The organism is Pseudomonas siliginis (assembly GCF_024072275.1).
In the GTDB taxonomy this organism is placed as follows: Bacteria; Pseudomonadota; Gammaproteobacteria; order Pseudomonadales; family Pseudomonadaceae; genus Aquipseudomonas; species Aquipseudomonas siliginis.
In genome coordinates, this window is the sequence record NZ_CP099598.1 from 2614989 (window position 1) to 2630303 (window position 15315).

Sequence of the window (15315 nt, forward strand, 5' to 3'; positions counted from 1 at the left end):
ATGCGCTGGGTATGTATTCTCTTTCCGCAACTGGCCCTCGACGCTGTGCTGCGTCAGCGGCCCGACCCTGAAGAGCCGTTGGTGCTGCTCAGCGGTCCGGCCCAACGCCGAGTGCTGCAAGCGGTAAATCCGGCGGCGCGCAAACTCGGCCTGCGCCCCGGCATGTCGATGACCGCCGCGCAAGCCATGAGCAAAGGCTTTGCCACCGCCGATTACGAGGTGGCCGAGGTCGAGCACTGGCAGCAGTTTCTCGCCGCGTGGGCCTATCGCTTCAGCGCGCAGGTCAGCGTGCATTACCCGCGTACCGTGGTGTTCGAGATCGAATCGAGCCTCGGACTGTTCGGTACCTGGCCGCAATTTGAAGCTCGCCTGCGCCAGGAATTGAAAGATCTGGGCTTTCGCCATCGCATCGTCGCCGCGCCGAACCCGGTGGCGGCACGAGTGCTGGCCAATGCCTACGATGGCCTGGTGGTGCCGGACAGCGAAGCCTTGCAGCATCATCTCGGGCAATTGCCGGTTGATCGTGTGGGGCTGGAGCCGAATGTCGCCACGGCGTTGTCGCGCATGGGCCTGCGCAATCTCAGTCAGGTGCAAAGCCTGCCACGCCAGGCACTGGCCCGGCGTTTCGAAGCGCAGATGCTCAAGCACCTCGACACGCTGTTCGGCGCACGCCCGCTGGCGCTGGCGTTCTATCTGCCGCCAGACCGTTTCGATATCCGCATCGAACTGAATTTCGACGTGCAATCTCATCAGGCATTGCTGTTCCCGTTACGGCGCTTGACCGGCGACCTGTCGGCGTTCCTCTGTGGGCGCGACAGTGGCGTGCAGCGTTTTGACCTGCATCTGGAACACGCAGGGCTGCCGGACACGGTGATCAAGGTCGGCCTGCTCAGCGCGGAGCGTGACGCGGCGATGCTGTTTGAACTGGCCCGTGGCCGGCTGGAGCAAGTCCAGGTCGAGGCCCCGGTGCGTGGTTTTCGCTTGCGCGCCGAAGACCTGCCGAGTTTCGTTCCGCAGTATCAGGAACTGTTCGACGACCGCCCGCAGCAGACCTTGCCCTGGGAGCAATTGCGCGAACGTCTGCGCGCACGGCTGGGTGATGACGCGGTGCAGGGCTTGCGCTTTCAGGCCGATCATCGCCCCGAGTGCGCGTGGCAGAATGGCGTCGACAAACAGCCTTGCACAGGTTTGCCCAGCGTCCAGCGCCCGGGCTGGCTGCTCAACGAACCGCAGAGCGTGCCGGAAGGTTCGGCGCGGATTCTCATGGGGCCGGAGCGCATCGAATCCGGTTGGTGGGACGGTGGCGACGTGCGGCGTGATTACTACCTGATCCAGAACCGCGCCGGTCAGCAGGGCTGGGCCTGGCGCGCTGTGGGTGAGGGCGGCGCGCTGTGGCTGCAAGGCTGGTTCGCATGAGTGCCGATTACGCCGAACTGCATTGCCTGTCGAATTTCAGTTTCCAGCGCGGTGCCTCCAGCGCGCTGGAGCTGTTTCAGCGGGCGAAAAAGCACGGCTATCAGGCACTGGCGATCACCGACGAGTGCACCCTCGCCGGGATCGTTCGTGCATGGCAAGCGGCGAAGTCCGTGGAGTTGCCGCTGATCATCGGCAGCGAGGTGCGCATCGACAACGGCCCGAAACTGGTACTGCTGGTGGAAAACCTTGCTGGTTATCAGGCCCTGTGCGGCTTGATCACCCAGGCCCGGCGGCGTACGCAGAAAGGCCAGTATCAGCTGCTGCGCGAAGACTTCGCCGAAGCGCTGCCGGGTTTGCTGGTGTTGTGGGTGCCGGATTCAGTGGATGACCGGGAAGAAGGGCGCTGGCTGAAACAAACCTTCGGCGACCGCCTGTGGCTCACGGTGCAACTGCATCGCGGGCAGAACGATCAGCAGCGGCTCGCGGCATTGTTGGCTCTGGCGGCTGAGCTGCGGATTCCAGCCGTGGCCAGCGGCGATGTGCACATGCATGCCCGGGGGCGCCGTGCCTTGCAGGACACCATGACCGCGATCCGTCATCACGTCCCCGTGGCCGAAGCGGGTTTGCGCCTGCATCCCAATGGCGAGCGGCATTTGCGTTGCCTCGATGAGCTGCGCGCACTGTATCCGCCGGACTTGCTCGAAGCGTCGCTAAAACTGGCCAGACGCTGCACCTTCGATCTGAGCGAGCTGCGCTATCAATATCCGAAAGAGCTGGTGCCCGAGGGCCACAATGCCAGTTCCTGGTTGCGTCATCTGACCGAGGAGGGCATTGCCTGGCGCTGGCCTAAAGGGCCTCAGGCCAAGGTGCTCAAGCAGATCGATGACGAGCTGCAACTGATCGCTGAACTCGGCTACGAAAGCTACTTCCTCACCGTGCACGATGTGGTGCGCTTTGCCCGCACGCAGAACATCCTCTGTCAGGGCCGTGGTTCGGCCGCCAACTCGGCGGTGTGTTTTGCCCTGGGCGTCACCGAGATCGATCCGGATCGCACTACGCTGCTGTTCGAACGCTTCATGTCCAAAGAGCGCAACGAGCCGCCGGACATCGATGTCGATTTCGAGCACGAGCGCCGCGAGGAAGTCCTGCAATACGTGTTCAACCGTTATGGCCGGCGGCGTGCGGCGCTGACCGCGGTGGTCAGCACCTATCACGCCACCGGTGCCGTGCGCGATGTGGCCAAGGCCCTCGGCCTGCCACCGGATCAGATCAACGCGCTGGCCGATTGCTGCGGGCGCTGGAGCGATGAAACGCCGCCGCTGGAACGTTTGCGTGAAGGCGGCTTCGACCCGGACAGTCCGGTGCTGCGTCGGGTACTGAGCCTGACCGGGCAACTGATCGGCTTCCCCAGGCACCTGTCGCAGCATCCCGGTGGTTTCGTGATTTCCGAGCAACCGCTGGACACCTTGGTGCCGGTAGAAAACGCGGCAATGGCCGACCGCACCATCATCCAATGGGACAAGGACGACCTCGATGCGGTCGGCCTGCTCAAGGTGGATATTCTCGCCTTGGGTATGCTCAGTGCGATTCGCCGCTGCTTCGATCTGCTGCGCCGGCATCGTGATCTGAACCTGACACTCGCGACGATTCCACCTGAAGACAAACCGACCTACGAAATGATCAGTCGCGCCGATACCGTCGGCGTGTTCCAGATCGAGTCGCGGGCGCAGATGTCGATGTTGCCGCGCCTGAAGCCAAAGACTTTCTACGATCTGGTCATCGAAGTGGCGATTGTCCGTCCCGGGCCGATTCAGGGCGGGATGGTTCATCCGTATCTGCGCCGACGTAATAACGAAGAGGCGGAAACCTATCCGTCGCCGGCGCTCGAAGTCGTACTCAAAAGAACCCTGGGCGTGCCGCTGTTTCAGGAGCAGGTCATGCAGATCGCCATCGTCGCTGCCGACTATAGCCCCGGCGAGGCCGATCAGTTGCGCCGCTCGATGGCGGCGTGGAAGCGCCATGGCGGACTGGAGCCGCACAAGGAGCGCCTCGCCGCCGGCATGAAAAAGAACGGCTACACACCGGAATTCGCTGCGCAGATCTTCGAGCAGATCAAAGGCTTCGGCAGTTATGGCTTCCCCGAATCCCACGCCGCCAGTTTCGCCTTGCTGACCTACGCCAGTTGCTGGCTGAAATGCCACGAGCCGGCGGCGTTCGCCTGTGCATTGATCAACAGTTGGCCGATGGGCTTTTACAGTCCGGACCAGATTCTGCAGGACGCGCGGCGGCACCAATTGCAGATCCGTCCGGTGGACGTGCGCGCCAGCGACTGGGATTGCAGCCTCGAACCGCTGAGTGCCGGGCAACCGGCGATTCGCATGGGCCTGCGCATGATCAAGGGGTTTCGCGAAGAAGATGCCCGGCGCATCGAAGCCGCGCGCCGCCACGGGGCGTTTGCCGATGTCGCTGACCTGGGTGAGCGCGCCGCCCTCGACAGTCGTGCGCAGGCCTTGCTGGCAGACTCCGGCGCCTTGCGCGGTCTGGCCGGGCATCGTCATCGTGCGCGTTGGGAAGTAGCCGGGGTGCAGAAACAACTCGGCCTGTTCGCCGGCCTGCCCAACGAAGAGGAAGTCAAAATCGTCCTGCCCAAACCCAGCGTTGGCGAAGACCTGCATGCTGATTACTCGACCGTGGGGACGACGCTGGGGCCGCATCCACTGGCGTTGTTGCGTGGCGAGTTGCAGGCCCGGCGTTGCCGCAGCTCGCGGGAATTGATGGATATCGAACATGGCCGGCCGGTCAGCGTGGCCGGTCTGGTCACCGGCCGACAGCGCCCCGGTACGGCCAGCGGCGTGACGTTCGTGACCCTGGAAGACGAGTTCGGCAACGTCAACGTGGTGGTCTGGCGTGACCTGGCCGAGCGGCAGCGCCAAGTGCTGGTGGGGTCGCAATTGCTCAAGGTCGACGGCCGCTGGGAACGCGAAGGCGATGTGCGCCACCTGATCGCCGGGCGCATGAGCGACCTTAGCCCGCTGCTCAACGGCATTCACGTGCAGAGCCGGGATTTCCACTGACCTTTGTGGGAACGAGCCTGCTCGCGAAAGCGCAGTCTGAGGCAATGACGATGTTGACTGTGCCGCCGCCTTCGCGAGCAGGCTCGCTCCCACAGGGATTTTGGTTGCAATGAAGATGGTCGATCTGCCTCGTATCAGAGTGGGAGCGAGCCTGCTCGCGAAAGCGGACTGTCAGGCAATGACGATGTCGAACGTGCCGCCGCCTTCGCGAGCAAGCTCACTCCCACAGGGATTTTGGTTGCAATGAAGATGGTCGATCTGCCTCGTATCAGAGTGGGAGCGAGCCTGCTCGCGAATGCGGACTGTCAGGCAATGACGATGTCGAACGTGCCTCCGCCTTCGCGAGCAGGCTCGCTCCCACAGGTTTTGGCTGTTTATCCAAAATCGAGATAAATCAAAAGGCTGCACCTTTGGGCCGAAGGCAGATATTCTGCGCTTCACACCGGTACGGGAACCCGATCAACTCCATGGCCAGCCACTGCCAGGATGAATTGCCCGACGCCAAAGGAGTGTTCGAATGAGCGAAAAGAAACTGGAAACCACGGTCGACCGCGTCTACCAAGGGGTTTACGCGGCGATCAGCAAGCGTTCGTTGCGCCCAGGCATGAAGCTGGGTGAGGCCTCGCTGGCCGAGTTGTTCAATGTCAGCCGCACGTCGGTGCGTGCTGCGCTCAAGCAATTGGAAGCCGATGGTCTGGTCACCACTGAGCCCAACAAAGGTGCATCGGTGTCGCTGCCCAGTGACGCAGAGCTGCGTTCGCTGTTCGAAACCCGGCGGTTGATCGAAATCGGCATCGTCACCGAACTGTGCCGGCGCAAAGACACCGTTGCCATGCAGGATCTGCGTGAGCACTTGTTGCTGGAGGATGCCGCCCATGCGGCCGGCGACCATGAACGGCTGATCCATCTGCTCGGCGAATTCCACCTCAAACTGGCGCGCAGCCTCAACAATCCGGTGCTGCTCGACTGGTTCCAGAAGCTGATCTCGCGCGCTTCGCTGTATGCCGCCGCGCTCGATGACGACAGTCATCAAGCCTGCCGCGACGATGAACACCTGCGTTTGCTTGAGTACATCGAGGCCGGTAATCAGAGCGCCGCGATCGAGCTGACCTGCACGCACCTCAACGGAATCGAGAAGGCGATTCTCGACGTTGCTGCAAAAATGAAAACCGGCTATCACCCACTCAAACACTTGATTGGCGTCTGAATGGCCCTGTGTCGCAAATCGGCTATACCTCCAATGAAACCAATGCGTTTTCAGGGCCTCGAAACACACGGGCGTCGCGTCGTTGTAGGGTTGCGATAGATCGGAAAACCGCAAAAAAGGACACTGAGTCAGGCGATGCAGTTTTTATCCGAAAGCCACGGCTGTGAGGGCTGGAAAGGCGAAATGGCCGGACGCATCCGTGCGTTCGACTGGAGCCTCACCGAACTGGGTCCGCTCGCCGACTGGCCGGCCAGTCTGTGTAACACCGTGCAGCTGATGCTGGCTTCGCCGCTGCCGATGGTGATGCTCTGGGGCCATGCCGGCTACATGATCTACAACGACGCCTACTCCGAATTCGCCGGTGGCCGCCATCCCTATCTGCTTGGCGTGCCGGTAGAGCTGGGCTGGCCGGAAGTCGCCGAATTCAACCGCCACGTCGTTGACACTTGCCTGGCCGGCGGCACCTTGTCCTATCGCAACAAAGAGCTGGTATTGCTTCGCGACGGCGTGCCCGAAGACGTCTGGATGGACTTGTATTACAGCCCGGTGGCCAACGACGAAGGCGTGCCCGGCGGCGTCATGGCGATGGTGGTCGAAACCACCGAACTGGTGCATTCCGAGCGCCTGCGTCAGGCGGCCGAAGATGCCTATCGCGCCGACAACGAGCGCGTGCGTCTGGCGCTGAATGCCGGCGCACTGCTTGGCTCGTTTGTCTGGGACATCAAGAACAATCGCTTCTCCGCTGACGAACGTTTCGCCCGCACCTTTTCCTATCCACCGGATCAGGACCTGAGCGATCTGCAACAAGAGATCGCCGAATCGCGCATTCATCCCGAAGATCATCGGTGGGTGCAGGAGCGAGTTGCCCATAGCGTGCGCACTGGCGAGCCGTACAACGCTGAATACCGCGTGCAGCGGGCCGACGGCCAGTACCTGTGGGTGTTGGCCAGTGGTGCCTGCGAGTTCGATGAGCAAGGCAAACCGTTTCGCTTTCCCGGTGTGCTGATCGACATCCATGAGCGCAAAAACGCCGAAGAATCACTGCTCAAATTCACCCGCAATCTCGAACAGCGCGTGGCGGCCGAAGTGAATGCGCGGCTCGCGGCCGAGGAACAACTTCGCCAATCGCAGAAGCTCGAAGCCATCGGCGGCCTGACCGGTGGCGTTGCCCACGACTTCAACAATCTGCTGCAAGTCATCGCTGGCAACCTGCATCTGCTCGCCCGGCATGAGCCCAACAATGCCAACGTACAACGCCGGGTCGTGGCTTCGCTGGCGGCGGTCGAACGCGGTGCCAAACTGTCTTCGCAACTGCTGGCCTTTGCCCGGCGGCAACCGCTGTCACCGGCCGTGTGCAATCCAGAGCAAATTTTCGAAGGCGTGGGCGAATTACTCCAACGTGCATTGGGCGAAACCATTCAGATCGACGTGCAACTGCCGCCGCAGCCCTGGCACATCAACGTCGACCGCAACCAACTGGAAAACGCGATTCTCAACCTGGCCATCAACGCCCGCGACGCGATGAAGGGCGAGGGCGTTATCGGCCTCAGTGCCGCCAATGTCTGTCTGGACAGCGAATACTGCGTCGGCAAGGGCATCGCGTCCGGTGAGTATGTGCGCGTGGCGGTCACCGACACCGGCGTGGGCATTGCCCCACAAATGCTGGAACAGGTTTTCGAACCGTTCTTCACCACCAAGGCCGACGGGCAGGGCACTGGCCTCGGTCTGAGCATGGTCTTTGGCTTCGTCAAACAGAGTGGCGGCCACGTCGAGATCGACAGCAAGCTCGGCGAAGGCACGCGGGTGCAGTTGTATTTCCCGCGCAGTCTGCGTCCGGTTCGTGAAGAGACCGCCAGTGTCGGCGAGCGCAAGAGCGGCGGCCACGAAACCATTCTGGTGGTGGAAGACAATGACGCGGTGCGCGCTTCGGCGGTGGAGTTGCTGCGCGAAGAAGGCTATCGGGTGATGACCGCGTGCAATGGCGACGTGGCCATGCAGATGCTGCTGGAAGGCATCGAGATCGATCTGATTTTCACCGACGTGGTCATGCCCGGCCTGATCAAGAGTTCCGATCTGGCCGCGTGGGCCAAGGTGCAGACGCCGCCAGTGCCGGTGCTGTTCACTTCCGGGCATACCCGCGACATCATTTCCCGCGACCACCAGCTCAGCCCCGATACGCATCTGCTCGGCAAACCCTACAGCCCGCAAGCTTTACTGCAGATGATTTGCGAGGTGCTCGGCACCTGATGCCGAGCGCTGCCCAGTTTTTCAATCAAGGCAGGCCGATGATTTCCAAGCGCAATTCCAAAGCACCCGCCGGCATGGTTCGTGTGCGCGGCGCCCGCGAACATAACCTGAAGAACGTTGATGTCGATATTCCGCGCGATGCGCTGGTGGTGTTCACCGGTGTCTCCGGTTCGGGCAAGTCGTCGCTGGCGTTTTCCACTCTGTATGCCGAGGCCCAGCGGCGGTATTTCGAATCGGTGGCGCCGTACGCGCGGCGGCTGATCGATCAGGTCGGCGTGCCGGATGTCGATTCCATCGAAGGACTGCCGCCTGCCGTCGCTCTGCAACAACAGCGCGGCACGCCAAGCGCGCGTTCTTCGGTGGGCAGTGTGACGACGCTGTCGAGCCTGATCCGCATGCTCTATTCCCGGGCCGGGAGTTACCCGCCGGGGCAGCCTATGCTGTATGCCGAGGATTTTTCACCGAACACGCCGCAGGGCGCCTGTCCGGAGTGTCATGGACTTGGTCGCGTCTATGAAGTCACCGAAGCGCTGATGGTGCCGGACCCGAACCTGACCATCCGCCAGCGTGCAGTGGCGTCCTGGCCCTTGGCCTGGCAAGGGCAGAACCTGCGCGACATCCTGGTGACCATGGGCATTGATGTCGATATTCCCTGGAAGAAACTGCCGAAAAAGCAACGCGACTGGATTCTCTTCACTGAAGAAACGCCGACGGTACCGGTGTACGCCGGGCTGACGCCGGAGGAAACCCGCGTCGCCCTCAAGCGCAAGATGGAACCGAGTTATCAGGGCACCTTCACCGGCGCCCGGCGCTACATCCTGCACACCTTCACTCACTCGCAAAGTGCGCTGATGAAGAAGCGTGTTTCACAGTTCATGCGCGGTAGCCCGTGCCCATTGTGCGAGGGCAAACGGCTCAAGCGCGAGGCGTTGTCGGTGACCTTTGCCGGCTACGACATTGGCGAGTTGTCGCAGATGCCGTTGCTGCAAGTGGCCGAAGTGCTGCGGCCTGTAGCAGCGGCAAATTATCTGGAACAGGCCGAGGAGAGCGGCGACACCCTCAGCCATGCGCAAACCCGCGAGGCGCGTCAGCAGCGGGTCGCCCATGGGGCCAGCGGTCACGCCAGCGCGCCGGACGTGCGCCATACGCCGAACCTGTCGCTGGAAAAGCGTCTGGCGGCGCAGCGCATCGCTGAGGATTTGCTGGAGCGGGTCAGCACCCTGACCGATCTCGGCCTGGGTTATCTGGCGCTGGAACGCAGTACGCCGACCTTGTCGTCTGGCGAGTTGCAGCGTTTGCGCCTGGCCACGCAATTGGGTTCGCAGCTGTTCGGGGTGATTTATGTCCTGGACGAACCGTCTGCCGGTCTGCATCCGGCGGATGGTGAGGCGCTGTTCGAAGCGTTGCAGCGCTTGAAGGCCGACGGCAACACGCTGTTTGTGGTCGAACACGATGTCGAAACCATGCGCCGTGCCGACTGGCTGATCGACGTCGGCCCAGCGGCGGGCGAGAAGGGCGGGCGCGTGCTGTACAGCGGTCCGCCTGCGGGACTTGCTGATATTGCAGATTCGCAGACCCGCGCTTATCTGTTTGCCGAAAACCAACGCCCTGAGCGCGCCGCGCGCAAGCCGAGCGGCTGGCTGAAGCTCGACGGCGTGACGCGCAATAACCTGAATAATCTTAGCGCCGAATTCCCTTTGGGCTGTTTCACCTCGGTGACCGGCGTATCGGGATCTGGCAAATCGAGTCTGGTCAGTCAGGCCTTGCTCGAACTGGTCGGCGCGCAGTTGGGCCGTCCGGTGGCCGAGGCCGAGTCAGAAGAGCCGAGCCTGGAAGATGACACTCCGCCGCCCAGCACCGGGCAGATCAGCGCCGGCCTGGAGTCGATCAAACGGCTGGTGCAGGTTGATCAGAAACCCATCGGACGCACGCCGCGCTCCAATCTGGCGACTTACACGGGGTTGTTCGACAACGTGCGCAAGCTGTTTGCCGCGACACCTGAGGCACAAGCGGCGGGCTATGATGCCGGGCAGTTTTCTTTCAACGTCGCCAAGGGCCGTTGCGCCACGTGTGAGGGCGAAGGTTTTGTCAGTGTGGAATTGCTGTTCATGCCCAGCGTGTATGCGCCGTGCCCAACTTGCCACGGAGCGCGGTATAACCCGCAGACATTGGCGATTCTCTGGCAGGGCTTGAGCATCGCCCAAGTCCTGCAACTGACAGTCGATGAAGCGGTAGCGGTGTTTGCCGAACAGGCGGGGATTCGTCGTTCGCTGGAAGTGCTGCGCGATATCGGCCTGGGTTATCTGCGCCTGGGGCAACCGGCCACGGAACTGTCCGGTGGTGAAGCGCAGCGGATCAAACTGGCGACCGAGTTGCAGCGCAGCCAGCGTGGTGCGACCTTGTATGTACTGGATGAACCGACCACGGGATTGCACCCGAGAGATGTCGATCGCTTGCTGGAACAACTCGATACGCTGGTAACGGCGGGGCACACGGTGATTGTGGTCGAACACGAAATGCGTGTCGTCGCGCAGAGCGACTGGGTGATCGACATCGGCCCCGGCGCCGGTGATCAGGGCGGCAGGATCGTCGCCGCCGGCACACCACAGAAAGTCGCCGCCAGCAAGAAGAGCAAGACCGCGCCGTTTCTTGCCCGTGCTTTAAGCCGATAACTGCAGCGCCTTGCTGGCCGCCATCGCTGGCAAGCCAGCTCCCACAGAAATTCAAGTTGTTGCCGAAAATCTGCGCACACTGATGCCCCTGTGGGAGCTGGCTTGCCAGCGATGGCGCCAGTTCAGGCGCCATCCAGCGTGCGGCGGACCTTGTCGAGCAGTTCGCTGATCTGGAACGGTTTGACCAGCATGTCCATGCCTGTACCGAGGAAGACCTGGCGGTTGAGCGCGGTTTCGGCGTAGCCGGTCATGAACAGGATCGGCAGCCCTTCGTGCCAGCCACGGGCAACATCCGCCAACTCCCGCCCGCTCATGCGCGGCAGGCCGACGTCGGTCAGCAGCAGGTCGATCGACGGGTCGTTCTGCAAGCGCTCCAGCGCCGATTCGATATCCGCCGCTTGCGTGCAGCGATAGCCGGCATCCTCCAGCACTTCGGTGACGAACAAGCGCACCGTGGCCATGTCCTCGACGATCAGCACATGCTCGCCACTGCCTTTCGCGTCAGGCACGGGCACAGGCGCATCGGCCCCGGTCGGGTCGTTGGTGCCGGGCAGCATGATGGTCACTTCGGTGCCACGTCGGGCGACGCTGCGGATGTGCGCGTCACCGCCCGACTGACGGGCAAAACCGTAGATCGTCGACAGACCGAGCCCGGTGCCCTGGCCCAAAGGCTTGGTGGTGAAAAACGGTTCGAACACCTTGTCGATCACGTTGTGTTCGATGCCGGTGCCGTCGTCGCGTACCGACAGCGCCACGTACGCGCCATCGGCCAGATTCGGATCGCCATGGGAATAAGCGGCGTAAGTATTGACCCAGATATTGCCGCCCGAGGGCAGGGCATCACGGGCGTTGATCACCAGGTTGAGCACCGCGCTTTCCAGCTGCACCGGGTCGACCAGCGCAATCGCCGGTTTGTTGGTCAGTTCCAGCTTGAGGGTGATGCGCTCGCCGATGGTGCGCACCAGCAATTCTTCCAGCGAGCGGACATGCTCGTTGATGTCCACCGGCCGTGTATCGAGCGGCTGCTGGCGGGCAAATGCCAGCAGACGATGGGTCAATGAGGCCGCGCTCATGGCTGAGTTCAGCGCTGCTTCGGTATAGAACTGCACCTTGTCCAGACGCTCATCGGCCACGCGTTTCTGGATTAGTTCCAGGCTGGTGATGATCCCGGTCAGCAGGTTGTTGAAGTCGTGGGCGATACCGCCGGTGAGCTTGCCCAGCGCATCCATTTTCTGCACTTGCAGCAATTGCGCTTCGGCGTGCACGCGCTCGGCGACTTCCTTGGCCAGTTGCGTGGTGGTGTCATCCAGCCGCGCCAGATGCGAGCGCTCGCGGTGGCGGTGTTCGGTGACGTCCTCGACGAACACCAGACTCAGTTCCGGGGTGCGATAAGGCGAAATCTGCCATTGCGTCTCGCGAATCTCGCCCTGCACACGCATGTTCAGCGTGCCTTTCCAGCGCTCGCCGTCGACCAGACGCAGACGCAGTTCATCGAGGATCGAGCATTGATCTTCGGCAAAGCATTCACGCAGCGCCTGCGCGTCGCGGTTGTCGACGATCAACTGGGCAAAGGCGTGGTTGCATTCATGCACTTTCAGATTGGCATCGAGCACGGCGATCGGTGCCGAGACGTTGGCAAAAATCTCGCGGAAACGCGCCTCGCTTTCGCGCAGGGCATTTTCCGTGTCGCGCACCCGCAGCAGGGTACGCAGGGTCGCCAAGAGCACATCGGGGTCGACCGGGTGAATCAGATAGGCATCGGCACCCGCGTTGAGACCAGTGATGATATCGCCGGTCTGGATCGACGCCGCTGACACATGAATCACTGGCAGCAGCGCGGTGCCCGGGTCGGCGCGCAGCAGGCGGACGATGTCGAAACCGCTCATGTCCGGCAGGTTGACGTCGAGGATCAACGCATCGAGGGCTTCGCCCTCGATCAGGGCCAGGCCGTCGCTGCCGGTGCCGGCTTCGAGCACCGTGTAGCCATGGCGCTCCAAGCGCCGGCGCAGGGCGTAACGGGTGGCGACGTTGTCATCGACGATCAACAGGCGGATGTCACGATTCATCGACGTTCTCCAGAGCGATCGCCAGCGGGATGATGACAAAGAACGTCGAGCCGACGCCCGGCGTACTGTCTACCCCGACTTCACCGCCGAGCAGGGCGGCGAAACGCTTGCACAGTGACAGACCCAGACCGGTGCCGCGCAGACGTTTCTGCAATGGCGAATCGACTTGGGAGAAGTCTTCGAACAGCGTGTCATGCAGTTCGGCCGCGATGCCGATGCCGGTGTCGCTGACGGCAAAGCGCACTTTGTCTTCACCTTCCATTCGCGCCGATACCCGCACTTCGCCACGGGTGGTGAATTTCAGTGAGTTGGAAATGAAGTTGCGCAGGATCTGCCCGAGCTTCTTGTCATCGGTATACAGGCGCGGCAGGCCCAGTGGCTCTTCGAAGATCAGATCCACCGCCGAGGCGTCGACGATTGGCCGGAACATCCCGCGCAGGGCGGAGAACAGGTCGAACATGTCGAACCAGGCCGGGGAAATGCTGATGCGCCCGGCTTCGATCTTCGCCAGATCGAGCAGGTCATCAACCATGTCGCTGAGCTCGCGGGCAGCGGTGCTGACGAAGGCTACCTGCTTGTGCTGTTCAGGGCTGAGCGGACCGTCGAGTTCGTCAGCGAGCAGACTGTTGATGCTCAGTATCGAGCCCAGCGGCGTGCGGAATTCATGGCTCATGTACGACAGGAAACGGCTCTTGAGATCCGATGCCTGACGCAGTTCTTCGGCCTGATTGTCGAGCTCGGCGTACAGCGCCAGAACACCCTGGTTGGTTTCATCGAGTTCTTCGCGCAGGGCAGTGGTTTCGCGCTGCAACTGAGCGATGAGCGCCGCCTGTTCAGCAGGGCTCAGGGTTGTCGATTCAGCCATGGGCGGCCTCCAGAGCCACGACCAGCACCGTCACGTCATCGCGGCCACGACAAAAGTCGCGGTGCAGGACGCTGGCTATCACGGCAGGATGGCGATGCACCAGGCCGGGGTAGTCTGCAAGATTCCAACGGGACTGTAGGCCGTCGCTGTACATGATCAATAAATGTCCGTTCACGTGAGCATAGTCAAAGGGTTTGGCTTTACGGTACTGGCCGCCAACGATACCGGGATGTGAGGCCAGACCGCGGGATTTGCCAGGCTCCAGCAGACTGGCGCCGATGTTACCGACACCGGCGAACGTCAGGCCGTCGCGCTGGCTGTCAAACTGCGCGAAAGCGACGGCGCCGCCACGGGTGCCGAGCATTTCCTGATGCAGGTCTTCCATCAATACCACTGGATCGGCAAACGGTGCCCGGGCGAATGCCTGCGCCCCGGCCAGGCCTGCGCGCTCGGCGTCTTCGCCATGACCGAGGCCATCGACCACCAGCGCGCTGATCCGCGAGCCTTCATACGCCAGATGCCAGACATCGCCGCAGGCTGGATCGGCATGCAGCGAATGCTGGCTGACGCCGAAGCGGATATCGGCCTGACGATCGCTGCGCGGAAAAATTCGCGCCAGCAACACCGCGCCACGGTGGTCGGCGTAGACATCGAAGACACTGGTCTGCCGCGATACGGCGCCGAGGCCGATGCCTTGTGTGCCGCCAGTGGAAAAGCCATCCGCCAGACAGGCATCCAGATCAAAGCCCTGCGCCCGATCCACGGTCTGCATTTCGATGCCGAAGCCGCTATCCGGCCGAGCCAGTACACGCAGGTGAAATTCACCACGCTGGGCATGCTTGAGCACGTTGCTGGCCAGTTCGGTCGCGACCAGCGCCACGCGGCCGGCATCGTTTTCGTCGAAGCCATGCTGCTCGGCGAGTTTCTGCGCGGTGCGCCGGGCGTGGCCGATCTGGCTGCTGTCCTCGATCGGCAGAACCTGGGTCAACGACCCGGTGATATTCATGTCCATCGTGTGATCGTAATGCGCGTGCCTTTGCCGGGCTCAGTGTCGAGTTCGAATTCATTGACCAGGCGCTTGGCGCCAGTCAGGCCAAGGCCCAACCCGCTGCCGGAGGTCCAGCCGTCGGTCATCGCCAGTTTGATGTCGGGGATGCCAGGGCCTTCGTCGCGGAAGGTGATGCGCAAACCGACCCGGCCGTTTTCCTCGAGAATCTGCCAGTCCATGTCGCCGCCGCCGCCGTAGACCATGGTGTTACGCGCCAGCTCACTGACAGCGGTCACCAGTTTGGTCAGGTCGATCAGGCGCATGCCACATTCGGTGGCGAGTTTGCGCGTGGTCTGGCGGGCCAGCACTACGTCCTGTTCAATGAGAATGGGTTGCGTACCGCTACTGCGCACGGTCATTGTGCAAGTACTCGTTCCCGCAGCAGTTTCATCCCGCGTTCGACGTTCAGGGCGGTGCTCACGTCTGGCAAAGTCATGCCCAGCTCAACGAGCGTGATCGCCACTGCCGGCTGCATGCCGACCAGCACGGTTTTGGCGTCCATGATTTTCGACAGCCCGGAAATGTCGCCGATCATGCGCCCGATGAACGAATCGACCATGTCCAGCGCCGTGATGTCGATCAGCACGCCCCGGGCGGATGTCCGGCTGATGCGCTCGGACAGATCGTCCTGCAGGGTCAGGGCGAGTTGGTCATGCATGTCGACCTGAATGGTCACCAGCAAGATATCGCCCATTTGAAGAATCGGAATACGTTCCATGG

At 62.2% G+C, this 15315-nt stretch carries 10 protein-coding genes and 1 pseudogene; 5 read left to right on the forward strand and 6 right to left on the reverse strand.

What is annotated here, in order from left to right; all coding sequences use genetic code 11:
* Together NF676_RS12205 and NF676_RS12210 are read left to right on the forward strand one after the other, a co-directional pair.
* On the forward strand, positions 1–1416 hold the full coding sequence (locus NF676_RS12205) for a Y-family DNA polymerase (protein ID WP_252887799.1): 1416 nt from the start codon (positions 1–3) through the stop codon (positions 1414–1416).
* On the forward strand, positions 1413–4490 hold the full coding sequence (locus NF676_RS12210) for an error-prone DNA polymerase (protein ID WP_252887800.1): 3078 nt from the start codon (positions 1413–1415) through the stop codon (positions 4488–4490). The genes NF676_RS12205 and NF676_RS12210 overlap by 4 nt, the downstream gene beginning before the upstream one ends.
* Before the next feature lie 274 nt (positions 4491–4764).
* On the opposite strand, the pseudogene NF676_RS12215 reads toward NF676_RS12210, so the two are convergent.
* Positions 4765–4881 (reverse strand): annotated as a pseudogene (locus NF676_RS12215) (metal ABC transporter ATP-binding protein); the annotation flags it as partial.
* A 126-nt stretch (positions 4882–5007) separates the two neighbouring features.
* On the opposite strand from NF676_RS12215, the gene NF676_RS12220 reads away from it, so the two are divergent.
* From NF676_RS12220 to NF676_RS12230, 3 genes are all read left to right on the forward strand, one after another.
* On the forward strand, positions 5008–5697 hold the full coding sequence (locus tag NF676_RS12220; RefSeq protein WP_076563214.1) for a GntR family transcriptional regulator: 690 nt from the start codon (positions 5008–5010) through the stop codon (positions 5695–5697).
* A gap of 135 nt (positions 5698–5832) precedes the next feature.
* On the forward strand, positions 5833–7944 hold the full coding sequence (locus tag NF676_RS12225; RefSeq protein ID WP_252883691.1) for an ATP-binding protein: 2112 nt from the start codon (positions 5833–5835) through the stop codon (positions 7942–7944).
* 38 nt (positions 7945–7982) lie between these two features.
* Positions 7983–10616, forward strand: a complete 2634-nt coding sequence (locus tag NF676_RS12230; protein WP_252877988.1) for an excinuclease ABC subunit UvrA — start codon at positions 7983–7985, stop codon at positions 10614–10616.
* A gap of 122 nt (positions 10617–10738) precedes the next feature.
* Here NF676_RS12230 and NF676_RS12235 read toward each other — a convergent pair whose 3' ends face one another.
* Genes NF676_RS12235 through NF676_RS12255 form a run of 5 tightly spaced genes read right to left on the reverse strand, consistent with a single transcriptional unit; the run spans position 10739 to position 15313 of the window.
* Positions 10739–12682 carry a response regulator gene (locus tag NF676_RS12235; RefSeq protein ID WP_252869335.1) on the reverse strand — a complete coding sequence of 648 codons (1944 nt, stop codon included), beginning with the start codon at positions 12680–12682 and terminating at the stop codon, positions 10739–10741.
* On the reverse strand, positions 12672–13547 hold the full coding sequence (locus NF676_RS12240) for a sensor histidine kinase (RefSeq protein ID WP_252869336.1): 876 nt from the start codon (positions 13545–13547) through the stop codon (positions 12672–12674). Before NF676_RS12240 ends, NF676_RS12235 begins: the two co-directional genes overlap by 11 nt.
* Positions 13540–14553, reverse strand: coding sequence for an ATP-binding protein (locus NF676_RS12245; RefSeq protein WP_252869337.1), 1014 nt, complete (start codon positions 14551–14553; stop codon positions 13540–13542). Before NF676_RS12245 ends, NF676_RS12240 begins: the two co-directional genes overlap by 8 nt.
* A complete protein-coding gene (locus tag NF676_RS12250) occupies positions 14550–14954 on the reverse strand; it encodes an anti-sigma regulatory factor (RefSeq protein WP_016774465.1) in 405 nt (134 codons plus the stop codon). Before NF676_RS12250 ends, NF676_RS12245 begins: the two co-directional genes overlap by 4 nt.
* Positions 14951–15313: an STAS domain-containing protein gene (locus NF676_RS12255; protein ID WP_056785183.1), complete on the reverse strand. Its 363-nt coding sequence runs from the start codon at positions 15311–15313 to the stop codon at positions 14951–14953. The genes NF676_RS12250 and NF676_RS12255 overlap by 4 nt, the downstream gene beginning before the upstream one ends.
* Between the last annotated feature and the right edge of the window lie 2 nt (positions 15314–15315).

Bases quoted from the DNA above. Each gene is read 5' to 3' on its own strand.
- NF676_RS12240 (WP_252869336.1), bottom strand. From the start codon at position 13,547: ATGGCTGAATCGACAACCCTGAGCCCTGCTGAACAGGCGGCGCTCATC.
- NF676_RS12245 (WP_252869337.1), bottom strand. From the start codon at position 14,553: ATGAATATCACCGGGTCGTTGACCCAGGTTCTGCCGATCGAGGACAGC.
- NF676_RS12225 (WP_252883691.1), top strand. From the start codon at position 5,833: ATGCAGTTTTTATCCGAAAGCCACGGCTGTGAGGGCTGGAAAGGCGAA.
- NF676_RS12235 (WP_252869335.1), bottom strand. From the start codon at position 12,682: ATGAATCGTGACATCCGCCTGTTGATCGTCGATGACAACGTCGCCACC.
- NF676_RS12255 (WP_056785183.1), bottom strand. From the start codon at position 15,313: ATGGAACGTATTCCGATTCTTCAAATGGGCGATATCTTGCTGGTGACC.
- NF676_RS12230 (WP_252877988.1), top strand. From the start codon at position 7,983: ATGATTTCCAAGCGCAATTCCAAAGCACCCGCCGGCATGGTTCGTGTG.
- NF676_RS12220 (WP_076563214.1), top strand. From the start codon at position 5,008: ATGAGCGAAAAGAAACTGGAAACCACGGTCGACCGCGTCTACCAAGGG.
- NF676_RS12210 (WP_252887800.1), top strand. From the start codon at position 1,413: ATGAGTGCCGATTACGCCGAACTGCATTGCCTGTCGAATTTCAGTTTC.
- NF676_RS12250 (WP_016774465.1), bottom strand. From the start codon at position 14,954: ATGACCGTGCGCAGTAGCGGTACGCAACCCATTCTCATTGAACAGGAC.
- NF676_RS12205 (WP_252887799.1), top strand. From the start codon at position 1: ATGCGCTGGGTATGTATTCTCTTTCCGCAACTGGCCCTCGACGCTGTG.